Origin of the sequence: Streptomyces sp. MMCC 100 (assembly GCF_041538145.2) — a bacterium.
In the GTDB taxonomy this organism is placed as follows: domain Bacteria; phylum Actinomycetota; class Actinomycetes; order Streptomycetales; family Streptomycetaceae; genus Streptomyces.
Map to the genome: position 1 here is coordinate 4,352,924 of NZ_JBGORK020000001.1, position 17,835 is coordinate 4,370,758.

A 17,835-nucleotide genomic window follows, 5' to 3' on the forward strand; every position below is an offset into this window, starting at 1 on the left:
CCGCCACCCTCTCCCCCGCCTGGGGCATCTACAGCGGCTACGAACTCTGCGAGAACACCCCCCTGCGCGAAGGCAGCGAGGAATACCTCGACAGCGAGAAGTACCAGCTCAAACCCCGCGACTGGACCCGCGCCGAACACGAGGGCACCACCATCGCCCCCCTCATCACCCGCCTCAACACCATCCGGCGCGCCCATCCCGCGCTGCACCGGCTGAGGAACCTCCGCTTCCACCACACCGACAACGACGCGCTCATCGCGTACAGCAAGCGCGTCGGGTCCGACGTCGTCCTGGTGGTCGCCAACCTCGATCCGCATCGCATCCAGGAGGCCACGATCTCGCTCGACATGCCGCAGCTCGGCCTGGACTGGCACGAGTCCGTGCCGGTCCACGACGAACTCACGGGTCGGACCTACCACTGGGGCCGGACGAACTACGTGCGGCTCGAGCCCGGCCGGGCTCCCGCCCACGTCTTCCACGTCCGGCGGCCGTCCGCCGGCGCGCCGCAGAACGGAGGGGCAGGAGCCTCATGACCGTCAACGAGCCCGTGCCGGACACCTTCGAGGACACCCCCGCGGGGGACCGGCACCCGGACTGGTTCAAACGAGCCGTCTTCTACGAGGTCCTCGTCCGCTCCTTCCAGGACAGCAACGGCGACGGCGTCGGCGACCTGAAGGGCCTGACCGCCAAGCTGGACTACTTGCAATGGCTGGGCGTGGACTGCCTGTGGCTCCCGCCCTTCTTCAAGTCACCGCTGCGCGACGGCGGCTACGACGTCTCCGACTACACCGCCGTGCTGCCCGAGTTCGGCGACCTCGCCGACTTCGTCGCCTTCGTCGACGCGGCGCACCAGCGCGGCATGCGCGTGATCATCGACTTCGTCATGAACCACACCAGCGACCAGCACCCGTGGTTCCAGGAGTCCCGGAAGAACCCGGACGGCCCGTACGGCGACTACTACGTCTGGGCCGACGACGACACCCAGTACGCCGACGCCCGGATCATCTTCGTCGACACCGAGGCGTCCAACTGGACCTACGACCCGGTCCGCGGCCAGTACTACTGGCACCGCTTCTTCTCCCACCAGCCCGACCTCAACTACGAGAACCCGGCCGTGCAGGAGGAGATGCTGGCCGCCCTGAAGTTCTGGCTGGACCTGGGGGTCGACGGCTACCGTCTCGACGCCGTGCCCTACCTGTACGCCGAAGAGGGCACCAACTGCGAGAACCTGCCCGCCAGTCACGCCTTCCTCAAGCGGGTACGCCGCGAGATCGACGCGCAGTACCCGGACACGGTGCTGCTGGCCGAGGCCAACCAGTGGCCGGAGGACGTGGTCGACTACTTCGGCGACTACTCCGCGGGCGGCGACGAGTGCCACATGGCCTTCCACTTCCCGGTCATGCCCCGCATCTTCATGGCCGTGCGCCGCGAGTCCCGCTACCCGGTCTCGGAAATCCTCGCCAAGACCCCGGCCATCCCCTCCGGCTGCCAGTGGGGCATCTTCCTGCGCAACCACGACGAGCTGACCCTGGAAATGGTCACCGACGAAGAGCGCGACTACATGTACGCGGAGTACGCCAAGGACCCGCGCATGCGCGCCAACATCGGCATCCGCCGCCGGCTCGCCACCCTGCTGGACAACGACCGCGACCAGATCGAGCTGTTCACCGCGCTGCTCCTCGCTCTCCCGGGATCGCCGATCCTCTACTACGGCGACGAGATCGGCATGGGCGACAACATCTGGCTCGGCGACCGCGACGCCGTACGCACCCCGATGCAGTGGACCCCGGACCGCAACGCCGGCTTCTCGACCTGCGACCCGGGACGCCTCTACCTGCCCACGATCATGGACCCGGTCTACGGCTACCAGGTGACGAACGTCGAGGCGTCCATGGCCTCGCCCTCGTCGCTGCTGCACTGGACCCGCCGCATGATCGAGATCCGCAAGCAGAACCCCGCCTTCGGCCTGGGCACCTACACCGAACTGCCCTCCTCCAACCCCGCGGTGCTGGCCTTCCTGCGCGAGTACGAGGACGACCTGGTCCTGTGCGTGAACAACTTCGCGCGGTTCGCCCAGCCCACCGAGCTGGACCTGCGCGAGTTCGCCGGACGCCATCCGGTCGAGCTGTTCGGCGAGGTCCGCTTCCCCGCGATCGGCGAACTGCCGTACCTGCTGACCCTCGGGGGCCACGGCTTCTACTGGTTCCGGCTCACCCGAGTCGCATCCCGCATCGGCCGCCGCGCTTGAGCGTGGGCCGAGGAAAGGACGCGTCACCATGCCGAAGACCGCACCCCTGCGCCCCAGACGCGGGCAGCTCGCCGAGCCGATGGCGTCGCTCGGCGAGTTGCTGCGCCAGTGGCTGCCGCGCCAGCGCTGGTTCGCGGGCAAGGACCGGCCCGTGGCCGAGCTGGGTCTGCTGTCGATGACCGAGCTGTTCCCGGGCTGTCTGCACCTCCTGGTGCACACCGGGCAGGGCTCCGTGCCCTCCCCCGGTGGCGCTCCCCCGGCCGGGGACTGCTACCAGTTGCTGCTCGGCGTGCGCGAGCAGCCTTCGCCGCGCCTGGGCCGGGCGATCATCGGGCAGGTGCAGGACGGTCCGCTGGCCGGGCGGACGGTCTACGACGCGCTGCACGACCCGCGGACCGCCCAGCTGCTCCTTGAACGGCTCCGGCATCCCGGCAAGGCGGGGCCGCTGCGCTTCGAGGCAGACCCCGCGCGTCCGGTGCCCGGCGGTCTCGCGCCACGACTGCTGGACGCCGAGCAGTCCAATTCCTCGCTGATCTACGGCGACGAGTTCATCCTGAAGCTCTTCCGGCGCGTCCAGCCCGGTGTCAACCCGGACCTGGAAGTGCCGGACGCGCTGGCCCGGCAGGGCTGCGGCCGGGTGCCCGCGCCGGTGGCGTGGATGCGCACGACCCATCCGTACCAGGCCACGCTCGGCGTGCTCCAGCCGTTCCTGCACGGCGCCTCCGACGGCTGGACCCTTTCCCTGAACGCACTCGCCGCCGGGGACGAGTTCACCGTGCAGGCCCACGAGCTGGGGCGGGCGATGGGCGACGTGCACCTCGCGCTGGCCTCCGCCTTCCCGGTCGGCGCCCCCGGCGAGAACGACCGCACGGCGGCGGCGATGACCGAGCGCCTCACCGCGGCCGCGCACTGCGTACCCGCGCTGCAGCCCTTCGTCCCGGGGCTGCGGGCGGCCTTCGCGGCGCTGTCCACCTGCGACTCGGGACCGCCCGCCCAGCGCATTCACGGCGACCTGCACCTGGGTCAGGTGCTGCGGGCCGGCCGGGACTGGTTCGTCATCGACTTCGAGGGCGAACCCTCGCGCCCGCTTGCCGAACGGCGCAGCGCCCACTCCCCCGTCCGCGACATCGCGGGGATGCTGCGCTCCTTCGACTACGCCGCCCGGCAGCGCCGCCCGTGGCGCCCCGAGTGGGCGCGCCGCTGCCGGGAGGCGTTCTGCGCGGGCTACGCCGCCCGCGCCGGCTGGGACCCCCGCAAGAAGCACGGCCTGCTGCGCGCCTACGAGACGGACCGCGCCGTGTATGAGGTGCTGTACGAGGCCCGGCACCGCCCCGACTGGCTTCCCGTACCCATGGCGGCGATCGAACGACTCGCCGTGAGAGGAGACTGACCCGTGGCCCTCCGCGACACCTCGATCCCCGAGCCGTCCGGTCCCGTCGCGCCCGCACCCGGTGCGTGCGCGACCGCGCCGCCCCTGGACCCCCACGACCGGGGGCGCCTGCTGGCGGGCGCCCACCACGACCCGCACGCCCTCCTGGGCGCCCACCCCGTGCCCGGCGGTGTCGCCTTCCGCGCACTGCGCCCCTTCGCCCGCGAGGTGGGCGTGGTCGTGGACGGCGAGCGCCACGCCCTCGTGTCGGAGGGGGACGGCCTGTTCTCCGCCGTCCTGCCGCTGACCGAGATCCCGGCGTACACGCTGGTGGTGGCGTACGAGGAAGGCGAGCCGCAGGAGACGCACGACCCGTACCGTTTCCTGCCCGCCCTCGGCGAGCTGGACCTGCACCTGATCGGTGAGGGCCGGCACGAACAGCTGTGGCGGGCCCTCGGCGCGGAGCCGATGACGCACGAGGGCGTCACCGGCACCCGGTTCACGGTGTGGGCGCCGAACGCCCAGGGCGTGCGGGTCGCCACCGACTTCACGCACTGGGACGGCACGGCGTTCCCGATGCGTTCGCTGGGTTCGTCCGGGGTGTGGGAACTGTTCCTGCCGGGCGTCGGCGAGGGCACCCGGTACAAGTTCGAGATCCACTCCCGGTACGGGCACCGGTTCCTCAAGGCCGACCCGATGGCCCGCGCGGCCGAGGAACCGCCGAACACCGCGTCCGTGGTGACCGCCTCGCGCTACGAATGGGGTGACGCCCAGTGGATGCGGACCCGGGCCGACACGCCCGTGCACGAGGCGCCGTTCTCGGTGTACGAGGTGCACCTGGCGTCCTGGCGGCCCGGTCTGACCTACCGCGAGCTGGCCGACGAACTGCCCGCGTACGTCAAGGACCTGGGCTTCACCCACGTCGAGCTGATGCCGGTCGCCGAGCACCCCTACGGGCCGTCCTGGGGCTACCAGGTCACCGGCTTCTACGCGCCGACCGCGCGCCTCGGCTCGCCGGACGACTTCCGGTACCTGGTGGACGCGCTGCACCGGGCCGGGATCGGCGTGATCATGGACTGGGTGCCGGCGCACTTCCCGAAGGACGACTGGGCGCTGGGCCGCTTCGACGGCGACCCGCTGTACGAGCCCGGGGACTCACGGCGCGCGGAGCACCCGGACTGGGGGACGTACACCTTCGACTTCGCGCGCACGGAGGTGCGCAACTTCCTCGTGGCGAACGCCGTGTACTGGTGCGAGGAGTTCCACATCGACGGCCTCAGGGTCGACGCGGTCGCCTCGATGCTGTACCTGGACTACTCGCGCGACTCCGGTCAGTGGGAGCCCAACCAGTACGGCGGCCGGGAGGACCTGGCGGCCATGGCCTTCCTCCAGGAGATGAACGCGACCGTCTACCGGCGCTGCCCCGGTGTGGTGACCATCGCCGAGGAGTCGACCGCGTGGGGCGGGGTGACCCGGCCGACCGACACCGGCGGGCTCGGCTTCGGCCTGAAATGGAACATGGGCTGGATGCACGACTCGCTGGAGTACGTCGCGCACGAGCCGGTGCACCGCAAGTACCACCACCACGAGATGACGTTCTCGATGGTGTACGCGTACAGCGAGAACTACGTGCTGCCGATCTCGCACGACGAGGTGGTGCACGGCAAGCAGGCGCTGGTGTCGAAGATGCCCGGCGACTGGTGGCAGCGGCGCGCGAACGTGCGCGCCTACCTGGGCTTCATGTGGGCGCACCCGGGCAAGCAGCTGCTGTTCATGGGGCAGGAGTTCGCCCAGGGCGCCGAGTGGTCCGAGAAGCAGGGACCCGAGTGGTGGCTCCTTGACGAGGGGTACCACTCGGCGGACGACCACCGCGGGGTGCGGGACCTGGTCCGGGACCTCAACACCCGCTACGCGCGCACCCCCGCCCTGTGGCAGCGCGACACCGACCCGGCGGGATTCCGGTGGGTCTCCGTGGACGCGGCCGAGGACAACGTCTTCGCGTTCCTGCGGTACGGCACGGACGGCGGCCCGCTGCTGGCGGTGTCGAACTTCTCCCCGGTCGTCCGGCACGAGTACGGGCTCGCCGTCGGCGACGAGGCCGTCGCCTGGCAGGAGGTGCTCAACACCGACGCCGAGGAGTACGGCGGCAGCGGCGTGGCCAACCCGGACCCGGTCAAGCCGGAGCAGGGGAGCATCCGGATCACGCTGCCTCCGCTGGCGACGGTCTGGCTGATGCCGTACGCCCTGTGAGGTCACGAGGTGTCCGACCGACTGCCGGGGGCAGTCGGTTGGTCCCACCTGCCTACAGAAGGGCGGCATCACGTGCGCACCGTCGGTGTGGAGGAGGAGCTCCTCCTGGTCGATCCCGCGACCGGCGAGCCGCGGGCACTGTCCGCCCCCGTGCTCGCCCGGGCCTCGCTGGACGACGCCGAGCAGGACGTGTTCGAGAAGGAGCTGCACGAGCAGATGCTCGAGTTCGCCACGCATCCGCAGGCGGACATGGAGCAGCTGCACGCGGAGATCGTCCGCTGCCGTGAGGAGGCCGGGCGGCACGCCGGAGGGATCGGGTGCGCCGTCGCCGCGCTCGCCACGTCACCGCTGCCGGTGACGCCCTCCATCGGCGTGAACCGGCGCTACGAGTGGATGGCCGAGCAGTACGGCGTCGTGGTCCACGAGCAGCTGGTCCTCGGCTGCCACGTGCACGTCTCGGTCCAGTCCGACGAGGAGGGCGTCGCGGTGATCGACCGGGTTCGGCCCTGGCTGCCGGTGCTGGCCGCGCTGAGCGCGAACTCGCCGTTCTGGCAGGGCCGGGACTCCTCCTACAGCAGCTATCGCAGCCGGGTCTGGCAGCGCTGGCCGTCGGCGGGTCCCACGGAGCTGTTCGGCTCGGCGGAGCGCTACCACCGCCGGGTCGCGGACATGCTCGCCACCGGGACGATCCTCGACGACGGGATGGTCTACTTCGACGTGCGGCTCTCCCAGCGGTACCCGACGGTCGAGTTCCGGGTCGCGGACGTCTGCCTGGACTCCTCGACGGCCGTCGTCCTGGCCGCGCTCGCCCGGGCGCTGGTCGACACGGCCGCACGGGAATGGCGCGGGGGCGTGGAACCGGCCGAGGCCAGCGTGAGCCTGCTCCGCCTCGCGGCCTGGCGGGCCGCCCGGTCCGGGCTGACGGAGGAGTTGCTGCACCCGGCGACGATGCGGCGGATGCCCGCGGAGACGGTCGTACGGGCCCTGCTGGAGCACACCGGGGAGGCCCTCGCGGCCTCGGGCGACCTCGACCGGGTGCGCGTGGGTGTCGACGAGCTGCTTCGGCACGGCAACGGCGCCCGGGTGCAGCGGGAGCTGCTGGAGCGCACGGGCAGCCTGCGGGAGGTCGTCACCGCGTGCGTGCGCCGCACCCAGGCGGCGTGAGAGGTCCCGCGCCAGGGCCGCTCGCGGCCGTCGGGGGCGGCGGCCGCCGGCCGGTGGATCAGGGCCTCAGAAGATCAGGGCCAGGGCGTAGCCCAGGAGTCCCGCGGCGAAGATCAGCACGACCGCGAGGATCGGGGCCATCGGCCCCTTGGCCCAGCCCTTGGCCGGATTGTTGGGCAGGTCCTGGGGGCCGGCCTCGGGCATGCTGCTCTCCGCCGGCGGGGTCTCCCCGGGCGGCACGCCGCCGCCGGGCTCCAGGCCGGTGCTGAGTCGGGGTTCGGGATCAGGATTCACGTAGCTCATGCAGTCCGGGTCCCCCGATCGGGCCGAATCACCGGGTGGGAACACTTCTGCCGTCCCGGCCCCCCGCGGCCTGCGGCTGGGCTAGCCTCCGAGCACCGCCGACCACGGTCCTGTCAGTGCCTGTCGGGGGGACCACCGTCCGCACAGTCAGGAGCCGGCGCATGCGCGACCCCGCACTCGCTCCCCCGGTCGTCCCGCCGCTGACCGGCGGACTCGCCGACAGCCTCTTCGAGACGGCCGCCCGCACGCCGACCCTGCCGATGCTCGCCCGCCGCCGCGGCCCCGGCTCGGCCCTCTGGGACGAGGTGACGGCCGTGGAGTTCCGTGACGAGGTCGTCGACGTGGCGAAGGGCCTGATCGCGAGCGGGATCTCGCCGGGCGACCGGGTGGCGATCCTGGCCCGCACCCGGTACGAGTGGACGGTCTTCAGCTACGCCCTGTGGACGGTGGGCGCCGAGGTCGTGCCGGTCTATCCGACCTCCTCGCGCGACCAGGTCGAGTGGATCCTGCGCGACGCGGGCTGTGTGGGGGTGCTGGTCGAGGACGAACAGAGTGTGATGACGGTCGGCTCGGTGTGCGCCTCCCTGCCGGCGCTGCGCCACGTCTGGCAGCTGGACGCGGGCGCGCTGGACACGCTGGTGGCGCGCGGCGAGTTCCTCCCGTTCACCACGGTCGACTCCATGCGCCGCATCGTGCTGCCCGACTCCACCGCGGTGGTCGCCTACACCTCGGGCACCTCCGGCCGCGCCCTGGGCTGCGCGCTGAGCCACCGCGGTCTGGCCGGCCCGTGCGACACACTGCTCGCGGGCTGGGGCCACACGGTGGCGCCGCCGGGAGAGCAGGGCGCGGTCCTCGCCTACCTCCCCTTCTCGCACGTGTACGGGCTGATGATCCAGAACCTGTGCGTCCGGGGCGGGCTCCTGATGGCGCACGAGCCCGTGATGACCGGGGAGGCGCTCTCCGCCGCCCTGCGTTCCTTCCGTCCGACGTATCTGTACGCCGTCCCGTCGGTCCTGGAGAAGATCTACAAGAACTTCCTGCGCACGGCCCAGCAGGCGGGGCGCGGCGCCCTGTTCGAACGCGCCGCGGACACGGCACGGGACTTCGCCGCCGCGCTGGAGCGCCAGCGCCTCGGCAGGGGCTCCGGGCCCGGCTTCGACCTGCGTCTCCAGCACGCCCTGTACGAGCGGACGGTGTACCGGCGGCTGCGCGACGCACTGGGCGGCCGGGTACGCCGAGCGACGTCCGGCGGTTCACCGCTCAGCCGCGAGCTCTCCCTCTTCTACGAGGGCCTCGGCGTCTACGTCCACGACGGCTACGGGCTGACGGAGACCAGCGGCGGGCTGACGATGCAGCCCTGGGGCCGGGAGAAGTCGGGCACGGTCGGGCAGGTACTGCCCGGTATGGAGATCCGGGTGGCCGACGACGGGGAGATCCTGGTGCGCGGGCCGTCGCTGTTCCAGGGGTACATCGGTGACGAGGCCGCCACCCGCGAGGTGATGCGCGGCGGCTGGCTGGCCACGGGCGACCTCGGGCAGGTGGACGACGAGAACTACCTGGCGATCACCGGCCGCAAGAAGGACGTCATCATCACCAGCGGCGGCAAGAGCGTGGCCCCGGCCGCCCTGGAGCAGCGGCTGCGGATGCACCCGCTCGTCCACCAGGCGGTGGTGGTGGGCGACAACCGGCCCTGCGTCGGTGCGCTGATCACGCTGGACCCGGAGTTCCTGGCGCACTGGCGGGCGGCCCTGGCCCTGCCGGGCGACGCCCCGGCCCGGGAGGCGCGCGAGGAGAACGCGCTGCGGGAGGAGATCGGGCGGGCCGTGGCCGCGGCCAACAGCGCCGTGTCGCGCTCGGAGTCCATCAGGGTCTTCCGCGTCCTGCCCGCCCCCTTCGACGTGGCCGGCGGACTGCTCACCCCGTCGATGAAGCTCCGGCGGGACGAGATCGTACGGACCTACTCCCTGGAGATCGACGCGATGTACGAGGCGCGGTCGCACCGCCGGCCGGCGCAGCCGCCGTCCCGGGAGCCGGCCGGCTGGGAGGACGCGGACAACGTGTTCCTCCGCTGATCCGGCGCCTGTCCCGCCCCTGGCCGGGGGACAACGAGGCGACTAGGTTCGGTCGGCACGGGAACTTACAACGGAGGGGATGCGAACGAGAGGGGACGACGCCCGGGATGCCGGGCCGGGAAGGCGCACATGGCAGCCGAGTCGCGTTGGGACAGGACACTGGCTTCCGAGGAGATCACGAACCGCACCGCCAGCTTCACCGGGGAGCTGCACAACGTGACCGGTGCGCGGCTGGTCGCGGAGGAGTTCCTCTACGACCTCGCCCGTGCGGCGCCGCCCTCGGCGCCGGAGCACTGGGACGACATACTCCTCGTCGTCACGGAGCTGGCGGCCAACGCCGTGCAGTACGCTCCGGGGCCGTTCCAGCTGCGGCTGCGCCGTACCTTCGACGGCGTGCACGTGGTGATGCACGACACCAGTACGACGGAGCCCGCCCCGCGTCCCTTCCATCCGAGCAAGGGGGGCGGCGGCATCGGCTGGCATCTGATCCACACCCTGTCCGACCAGGTGAGCGTCGTCACCGGGGAACAGGGCAAGGACATCCACGTCTTCCTGCCCTGGTGACCGCGGCGGTCACGGGGCGTCCGCGGCGCGCAGGGGCACCAGCGCACTGATCGTCTTGCCGCCCCCCGGACGCAGGTGGACGACGATGTCCCGGGCCAGACGGGCGACGAGGGGCCAGCCGTAACCGCCCCCCGGATGGGTCGTGGGGAACGCGTACGCGGCCCGGGGCACCACCGCGCTGTTGTCGTGGACGGCGATCCACAGTCCCTCCTCCGTGGGCCGGGCCTCGAAGCCGGCCAGTCCGTCGCCGTGCCGGATCGCGTTGGTGACCAGTTCCGAGACCACGAGCAGCAGGTCGACGACGTCCTCCTCGCGCACCTCGCGGCCCGGGCCGCCCCACCGCGTCCGCGCCACCGACTCCGCGTACGCCCGCGCGGCCGCCGCGCCGGCCCCGGCGCCCGGCGCCGGTACGGCGGCGGGAGGCGCGACGCCGGGCGGCGTCGTGACGGCCGTGACGGTCGTGGTGGCCGTGACGGCCGTGGTGATCCGCTCGGATGGCTGCATGTCAGTGGTTTCCCCGGTTTCGGCGTGCTGTCGTTCGGTCCGGTCAGGTCGCGGGGCTCTCCCGCGGCGGCAGCCGGTGGTAGTAGTCGCCGACGGACGCCAGGTAGCCGCGGTCCATCGTCTCGCTGTCGGTCCGGAACCTGGGCGCGGCCTTGACCTGGGCCCTGGTGCACTTCAGCGTGACCGTGCGGGCCGCGGCGTCGATGCTGCGGACCACTCCGACCGGTACGAGGGCGCTGCGGCCGAACACCCACACGCCGGTGTCGACGACGAGGTGCCGCATGCCGAAGTGCTCGGCCTGCCGGTCCACGTGCCCGATGGTGCCGTCGTCGGCGACGACGGTGCAGCCCGTCAGGTCGGCTCCCGCCTCGTGACCGCTGTCCGCCGCGTACGACCAGATGCTCTCCATCGGCACGCTGCCCTTCCCTCCCGTGTCGGTGACGACCGTGGGGCCGGGCGGCGCAACGGGCCGGACCGGCTCCACAGCAGCGGATACCCGGCCGGGGCCGCCGCATTCGGGCCCGGCGGGCCGTGCGGCGGCGGGTCCCTTCCGACCGCACCGCGGCGGGTTGCGGCCGGCCGCGCCGCGCGGTGCCGCCCGCGCGGCGTGACCCGTCCGGGGGTACGGGTTCGGCCGGGTGACACATCGCTTTGTCCCCGCCCGGGACCTGGGTTAGCCTCTGACGTATTTTTCTGCTGGGGGCAATCCGTGAACTGCGCAGACGCGGGCACGGAAGGCCGGACCGCCCGAGCGGTCCGGAGGGGGTGGTGAGTCCTCGCCGCGAGGACTCCCGGGGAGCGGAACGAGGGTGCGCATGACCAACGACAGCACGGGATCCGTCGACGCGGTTCCGGGCGATCAGGAGTTGCGCCGTCTCCTGGCGGGCCTGACGGCCGTGCGGGACGGCGACTTCGGCACCCGTCTGCCGGACGACGCGGACGGCCTGATGGGCGACATCGCCAAGGTCTTCAACGGCATGGTGGACCAGTTGTCCGTGTTCACCTCCGAGGTCACACGGGTCTCCCGCGAGGTCGGCACCGAGGGGGCCCTCGGCGGGCAGGCGAGGGTGCCGGGGGTCTCCGGCACCTGGGCCGACCTGACGGACTCGGTCAACGCCATGGCGGGCAACCTCACCACCCAGGTCCGTGACATCGCCCATGTGGCCACGGCGGTCGCCAAGGGCGACCTCTCCCAGAAGATCGACGTGGACGCCCGCGGCGAGATCCTCGAGCTCAAGAACACCATCAACACCATGGTCGACCAGCTCTCCGCCTTCGCCGACGAGGTCACCCGCGTCGCCCGCGAGGTCGGCACCGACGGACGGCTCGGCGGCCAGGCCGACGTCCAGGGCGTCAGGGGCACGTGGCGCGACCTCACCGACTCGGTGAACTTCATGGCGGGCAACCTGACCAACCAGGTCCGCAACGTCGCCCAGGTGGCCACCGCCGTGGCCAAGGGCGACCTCTCCCAGAAGATCACCGTGGACGCCCGCGGCGAGATCCTCGAACTCAAGAACACCATCAACACCATGGTCGACCAGCTCTCCGCCTTCGCCGACGAGGTCACCCGCGTCGCCCGCGAGGTGGGCACGGCCGGGAACCTGGGCGGGCAGGCCCGGGTGCGCGGGGTGTCGGGCACCTGGAAGGACCTCACCGACAACGTCAACGTGATGGCGTCGAACCTGACCGGTCAGGTCCGCTCCATCGCCCAGGTGGCCACCGCGGTGGCCCGCGGCGACCTGTCGCAGCGGATCACCGTCGACGCCGAGGGCGAGGTCGCGGCGCTGGCCGACGTGATCAACACGATGGTGGACACGCTGTCGGCCTTCGCCGACGAGGTCACCCGCGTCGCCCGCGAGGTCGGCACCGACGGACGGCTCGGCGGCCAGGCGCACGTGCCGAACGTCGCCGGCACCTGGAAGGACCTCACCGACAACGTCAACTCGATGGCCAACAACCTCACCAACCAGGTGCGCAACATCGCACTGGTGACGACGGCGGTGGCCCGGGGCGACCTGTCGAAGAAGATCGACGTCGACGCGCGCGGCGAGATCCTCGAACTCAAGACGACGATCAACACGATGGTCGACCAGCTCTCCGCCTTCGCCGACGAGGTCACCCGGGTGGCCCGCGAGGTCGGCACCGAGGGCCGGCTCGGCGGCCAGGCCGAGGTGGAGGGCGTCTCCGGCACCTGGAAGCGCCTCACGGAGAACGTCAACGAGCTGGCCGGCAACCTCACCCGCCAGGTCCGCGCGATCGCCGAGGTCACCTCCGCCGTGGCCGAGGGCGACCTGACCCGCTCGGTCAACGTGGAGGCGTCCGGCGAGGTCGCCGAGCTCAAGGACAACATCAACGCCATGGTGGAGTCCCTGCGCGAGACCACGCGGGCCAATCAGGAGCAGGACTGGCTCAAGACCAACCTCGCCCGCATCTCCGGCCTGATGCAGGGGCACCGGGACCTGCCCGTCGTCGCCGAGCTGATCATGGACGAGCTGGTTCCGCTGGTGTCGGCCCAGTACGGCGCCTTCTACCTGGCCGAGGACGGCGACGACGGTCCCGAGCTGCGGCTGGTCGGCTCCTACGGCTATCCGGAGGACACGGCCAGACCCACCCGCATCGCCTTCGGCCGCACCCTGGTCGGCCAGGCCGCACGCAGCCGGCGCACCATCACGGTGAACGAACTGCCGCCGGGCTACCTGACCATCTCCTCGGGGCTCGGCGAGGTGGTCCCGGCCGCGCTGGTGCTGCTGCCCATCGTGGTCGAGGGACAGGTCCTCGGGGTCATCGAGCTCGCCTCGGTCGCTCCCTTCAGCCAGATCAACCAGGACTTCCTGGAACTGCTGATGGAGACCATCGGCGTCAACGTCAACACGATCGTGGCCAACGCCCGTACCGACGAACTCCTCGCCGAGTCGCAGCGCCTGACCGGCGAGCTCCAGGCCCGCTCCGCGGAGCTGCAGACCCAGCAGGAGGAGCTGCAGCACTCCAACGCCGAACTGGAGGACAAGGCGTCCCTGCTCGCGACGCAGAACCGGGACATCGAGGCGAAGAACCTGCAGATCGAGCAGGCCCGGCAGGAGCTGGAGGCACGCGCCCAGCAGCTGTCACTGGCCTCGAAATACAAGTCGGAGTTCCTGGCCAACATGAGCCACGAGCTGCGCACCCCGCTCAACAGCCTGCTCATCCTGGCCCAGTTGCTGGCCCAGAACCCCTCGCGCAACCTCAGCCCGAAACAGGTCGAGTACGCGGGCATCATCCACTCGGCGGGCTCGGACCTGCTGCAGCTGATCAACGACATCCTGGACCTGTCGAAGGTCGAGGCGGGGAAGATGGACGTCTCCCCCGAGCGCGTGACACTGCGCCAGCTGATCGAGTACGTCGAGGCCACCTTCCGGCCCATGACGAGCCAGAAGGGCCTGGAGTTCACGGTCACGACGGCCCCCGGGGCGCCGGCGGACCTGCTGACCGACGACTCCCGGCTGCGTCAGGTGCTGCGCAACCTGCTGTCCAACGCGGTGAAGTTCACCGAGCGCGGCGGCGTGGAGCTGTCCGTCGAACCGGCGCCCGACGACGAGGTGCCCAGGGGCGTGGTCCGGGGCGGGTCCGTGGTGGCCTTCCGGGTGAAGGACACGGGCATCGGCATCCCCGAGCAGAACCTGGAGTCGATCTTCGGCGCCTTCCAGCAGGCGGACGGCACGACGAGCCGCAAGTACGGCGGCACCGGGCTCGGCCTGTCCATCACGCGGGAGATCGCCCAGCTGCTCGGCGGCGCCGTCACGGTGGACAGCACGCCCGACCGGGGCAGTACCTTCACGCTGTACCTGCCCGTGGCGCGGCCCGACTTCGAGGATCTGCTGGGCCACGGCCCGGAGCGCGTTCCGGCCGACGCGTCCGCCGACGTGCTCGACCGTCCGGTGCCGGTGGCCGAGCTGACCGGCGGCCACCGGCAGCGGCCGCGGCGCCTGCTCGTCGTCGAGGAGCGTCCGCGCGGGCTGCTCACCCTCGTCGCGGAGAGCGTCGTCGCCGATCTGACGCACGGGCGGGACGACGCGGGCGACCGGCCCCCGCTCGACGTGATCACGGCCGTGGGGGCCGAGGAGGCCGCCGGCGCGCTGGCGGCCGAGCCGTGCCACTGCGTCGTACTGGAGCTGGGCATGCCGGACGGCGAGGCGTCCCGTTTCCTGCACGCCCTGCGGGGCGACTCGGCGCTGGCGAGCGTGCCGGTGCTCGTGCACAGCGGGCACCGCGCGGACGCCGCCCTGGAGGAGGACCTGCGCTCGGGCGCGGTGGGCGGGGCGCTGGAGTTCCTCTCCAGCCTCGACGAGCTGCGCGAGCGCATCGCCCTGCACCTGGCCGCCGAGGAACCCGGGGACGTGCTCTCCCTGGTCCGGCCGGAGGAACCGCCGCGCCTGGCCCCGCAGGCCGGGGAGGATCCGCCCGCCGGGCGCACCGTCCTCGTCGTCGACGACGACGCGCGCAACCTCTTCGCGCTCAGCGGGATCCTGGAGCTGCACGGATTCCGGGTCCTGCACGCGGAGAACGGCCGCCGGGGCATCGAGACGCTCGTGGACCACCCGGACGTGGCGCTGGTCCTGATGGACGTGATGATGCCGGAGATGGACGGCTACACGGCGACGGCCGAGATCCGCCGGATGCCGCGGTACGCCGAGCTGCCGATCATCGCGGTCACGGCGAAGGCGATGCCCGGCGACCGGGAGAAGAGCCTCGCCTCGGGCGCCAGCGACTACGTCACCAAACCCGTCGACACCCAGGACCTCATCGCCTGCGTCCGACGGTGGCTGCCCGCATGAGCATGTCCGAGCAGCCCGGCGATCCGGCCGGTGACGTCCGGCGGGACCTGTCCGACCTGGGCGACATGACCCCGCTGTCCCCCGTGGGCAGGCTGGCGGCCACGGTCGACCGGCTCAGCCGCGAGGTGCGGGCCGCCCAGGCGGAGGCCGAGGGCCGGGCACTGATCGAGCTGGCCAAGGGCATCCTGGTCGCGCGGCTCGGCTGCGGTCCTGCCGAGGCCGCCCGGCAGCTCGCCGAACTGGCCGAGCAGTCCCAGGCGACGCCGCTGGAGTTCGCGGTCGACGTCATCAACCAGGCCGCCCGCGACCGCATGTCGGAGGTGACGGAGGCCTTTCTCGCGGCCACCGCCGCCGTGCGGGCCACGGTCCCTGAAGACGGCAAGGACAGCAAGGACGGCAAGGACGGCGCGGACGGCGCGGACGGCACAGAGGGTGCGGACACCGCGGAAGCCGGGGAGGCGGCGGCCGAGTCGGCCGCCGTACGCCTGCGGGCCGCCGAGAGCGGCGCGCTGGCCGCCGACGACACCCAGGCCGTCGCCGACGCGCTGCTCGAGCAGGCGCTGCGCCCGCTCGGCGCGGTCGCCGTGGCCATCTGGGCGGCCGGGTACGACGGCTCGCTCACCCTGGCGGGCAGCGCCGGGTTCCCGCCGGCCGAGGCGACCCGCTGGCGCTACGTGCCGCCGGACGTGGCGACGGTGGCCCGGTGCGGACTGACCGAGCGCTCGGGGCAGTGGTTCGCCTCGCTCGCCCGGACCGGGCTGCCCAGTGTGGGCCGGCACCAGCATCCGGACGGCGGCAGGGTCGCCGTGCCCGCCGGTACCGGGGGGCGCATCCACGGCGTGCTGGAGATCGCCTGGCCGGTGCCGCTGCCTCCGCAGCCGCCCCAGGTGGTCCGTCAGGTGGAGGCCCTGGCGGAGCTGTGCGCGCACACCCTGGAGTCGTACACGCCGCCGCGCGGCCCCGGGCAGGAGCCGCGGGTCATCCCGGACGCGGTGGAGCTGATGGACCTGGCCGACGGGCTGCACGACCCCGCCCTCGTCCTGGTGCCGCACCTGGACGCGGCCGGTCACCTGGCTGACTTCCGCATCCAGCACGTGAACAAGCGCTTCATGGACCCGGCCGGGCGGCCGCGTGCCGTCGTCGGCGGTGCGCTGCTGCTGGAGGCGTATCCGATGGCCGCCGGGGACAGTGAGCTGTTCCAGAACGTGGAGCGGGTGTACGCCACGGGCGAGCCGTTCCGCGCCCGGCACATGAACCTCACCGCCCTGGTGGACCAGGTGCCGCTGTCGGCGGTCGCGGACATCAGCGTCAGCCGGCACGGCAACGCCGTACTGCTCATCTGGCGCATCGAGGACGAGACGGCCCGGCTGGCCAGCCTCCTCCAGCACGCCCAGCGGCTCGGCCGCATCGGCGGTTTCGAGGAGAACCTGCTGACCGGCGAGATCACCTGGAACGGGCAGCTCTTCGACCTGTACGGGCGCCCGCGCACGAGCACGCCGGTGCCGCTGGAGGAGCTGGCCGCCCACGCCCATCCGGACGACGCCGTGGCCATCGGGCGGTTCCTGCGCACGCTGCTGCACCACCGGCGGCCGGCGTCGGCGGCGTTCCGGCTGCGGCGGCCCGACGGGGTGACCCGGCACGTACGGGTGGTGGCCGAGCCGGTCCTGGACACCGACGACCGGCTGCTCCTCGTACGGGGCGCCTGTCAGGACATCTCGGCCCAGCACTGGACGGAGGTGGCGCTCGCCGCGACGCGCGACCAGCTGGCACAGACCGAGCAGCAGGCCATCGAGCGCGCCCGGCTCACCCTGCAGCTGCAGCACGCCATCATGCCGCCCGCCCAGACTCCGTTGCAGGTGCCGGACCTCCAGGTGGCCGTCCGGTACCGGCCCGCGGAGACGGAGCAGCTGGTGGGCGGCGACTGGTACGACGCGGTGATGCTGCCGAGCGGTCTGGTGCTGCTGTGCGTGGGGGACGTCGCCGGGCACGGGATAGAGGCGGCGACCAGCATGGTGGTGCTGCGCAACGCGCTGCGCGGGCTGGCGGTGACCGGGGCCGGGCCGGGTCAGCTGCTGTCCTGGCTCAACATCGTGGCGCACCACCTGACGGGCGGGGTGACCGCCACGGCGGTGTGCGGCCTGTACGACCCGGCCCGGCGCACGCTGCGCTGGGCCAGGGCCGGCCACCTGCCGCCGGTTCTCGTACGGGGTCCGGGGGCGGAGCCGCTGCCGCTGGTGCGGGGCATGCTGCTGGGAGCGGTGGCGGAGGCGGCGTACGAGGAGGCCGAGGCACAGCTGGCCGCCGGGGACACGCTGCTGATGTACACCGACGGTCTGATCGAACGCCGCGACCGCCCGGTGGAGGAGGCGCTGGCCCAGCTGCTGAGCACGGTGCGCCCGACGCCGAACACCCTGGACCAGCATCTGGACCGGCTGCTCACCTACAGCAGGTCGGACACGGACGACGACACGTGTCTGGTGGGCATCCGGGTCGGGTGACGCGCGGCGCGGAGACCAGGCGCGGCCGGCAGGTATGGAGACGGGTTTCGGG

At 72.3% G+C, this 17,835-nt stretch carries 11 protein-coding genes and 1 pseudogene; 9 read left to right on the plus strand and 3 right to left on the minus strand.

Translation table 11 applies throughout. The annotated features are described in order from the left end of the window. Nucleotides 1-77 precede the first annotated feature (77 nt). The 5 genes and pseudogenes from ABS735_RS20280 to ABS735_RS20300 all read left to right on the plus strand — a co-directional run. A pseudogene (locus ABS735_RS20280) lies at nucleotides 78-533 on the plus strand (alpha-1,4-glucan--maltose-1-phosphate maltosyltransferase); the annotation flags it as partial. Further along, complete coding sequence (gene treS, locus ABS735_RS20285; protein ID WP_373901289.1) at nucleotides 530-2,248, plus strand: maltose alpha-D-glucosyltransferase; 1,719 nt, start codon at nucleotides 530-532, stop codon at nucleotides 2,246-2,248. The pseudogene ABS735_RS20280 and the gene treS, both read left to right, overlap by 4 nt. 28 nt (nucleotides 2,249-2,276) lie before the next feature. Further along, nucleotides 2,277-3,638, plus strand: coding sequence for a maltokinase N-terminal cap-like domain-containing protein (locus tag ABS735_RS20290; RefSeq protein WP_373901248.1), 1,362 nt, complete (start codon nucleotides 2,277-2,279; stop codon nucleotides 3,636-3,638). 3 nt (nucleotides 3,639-3,641) lie between these two features. Next, nucleotides 3,642-5,867 (plus strand): 1,4-alpha-glucan branching enzyme, encoded by a 2,226-nt coding sequence (gene glgB / locus ABS735_RS20295; RefSeq protein WP_373901247.1) that lies wholly within the window; start codon nucleotides 3,642-3,644, stop codon nucleotides 5,865-5,867. Nucleotides 5,868-5,939: 72 nt separating this feature from the next. Next, the gene (locus ABS735_RS20300) at nucleotides 5,940-7,031 is read left to right on the plus strand and encodes a glutamate--cysteine ligase (protein ID WP_373901246.1); all 1,092 of its coding nucleotides are present in this window, start codon (nucleotides 5,940-5,942) and stop codon (nucleotides 7,029-7,031) included. Nucleotides 7,032-7,097: 66 nt separating this feature from the next. Here the strand turns inward: ABS735_RS20300 and ABS735_RS20305 are convergent, their stop codons facing one another. Then, nucleotides 7,098-7,334 (minus strand): DUF6480 family protein, encoded by a 237-nt coding sequence (locus ABS735_RS20305; RefSeq protein WP_373901245.1) that lies wholly within the window; start codon nucleotides 7,332-7,334, stop codon nucleotides 7,098-7,100. A gap of 161 nt (nucleotides 7,335-7,495) precedes the next feature. Between ABS735_RS20305 and ABS735_RS20310 the strand changes: the two genes are divergently transcribed. Together ABS735_RS20310 and ABS735_RS20315 are read left to right on the plus strand one after the other, a co-directional pair. Beyond that, nucleotides 7,496-9,406 (plus strand): AMP-dependent synthetase/ligase, encoded by a 1,911-nt coding sequence (locus ABS735_RS20310; protein ID WP_373901244.1) that lies wholly within the window; start codon nucleotides 7,496-7,498, stop codon nucleotides 9,404-9,406. Between the two features lie 129 nt (nucleotides 9,407-9,535). Beyond that, complete coding sequence (locus ABS735_RS20315) at nucleotides 9,536-9,970, plus strand: ATP-binding protein (RefSeq protein ID WP_373901243.1); 435 nt, start codon at nucleotides 9,536-9,538, stop codon at nucleotides 9,968-9,970. Between the two features lie 9 nt (nucleotides 9,971-9,979). Here the strand turns inward: ABS735_RS20315 and ABS735_RS20320 are convergent, their stop codons facing one another. Next, on the minus strand, nucleotides 9,980-10,474 hold the full coding sequence (locus ABS735_RS20320; RefSeq protein WP_373901242.1) for an ATP-binding protein: 495 nt from the start codon (nucleotides 10,472-10,474) through the stop codon (nucleotides 9,980-9,982). A 43-nt stretch (nucleotides 10,475-10,517) separates the two neighbouring features. Next, nucleotides 10,518-10,889, minus strand: coding sequence for a ribosome maturation factor RimM (locus ABS735_RS20325; RefSeq protein WP_373901241.1), 372 nt, complete (start codon nucleotides 10,887-10,889; stop codon nucleotides 10,518-10,520). A 400-nt stretch (nucleotides 10,890-11,289) separates the two neighbouring features. Between ABS735_RS20325 and ABS735_RS20330 the strand changes: the two genes are divergently transcribed. Further along, nucleotides 11,290-15,285 carry a HAMP domain-containing protein gene (locus ABS735_RS20330; protein ID WP_373901240.1) on the plus strand — a complete coding sequence of 1,332 codons (3,996 nt, stop codon included), beginning with the start codon at nucleotides 11,290-11,292 and terminating at the stop codon, nucleotides 15,283-15,285. After that, the gene (locus tag ABS735_RS20335; protein WP_373901239.1) at nucleotides 15,282-17,783 is read left to right on the plus strand and encodes a SpoIIE family protein phosphatase; all 2,502 of its coding nucleotides are present in this window, start codon (nucleotides 15,282-15,284) and stop codon (nucleotides 17,781-17,783) included. The genes ABS735_RS20330 and ABS735_RS20335 overlap by 4 nt, the downstream gene beginning before the upstream one ends. Nucleotides 17,784-17,835 lie beyond the last annotated feature (52 nt).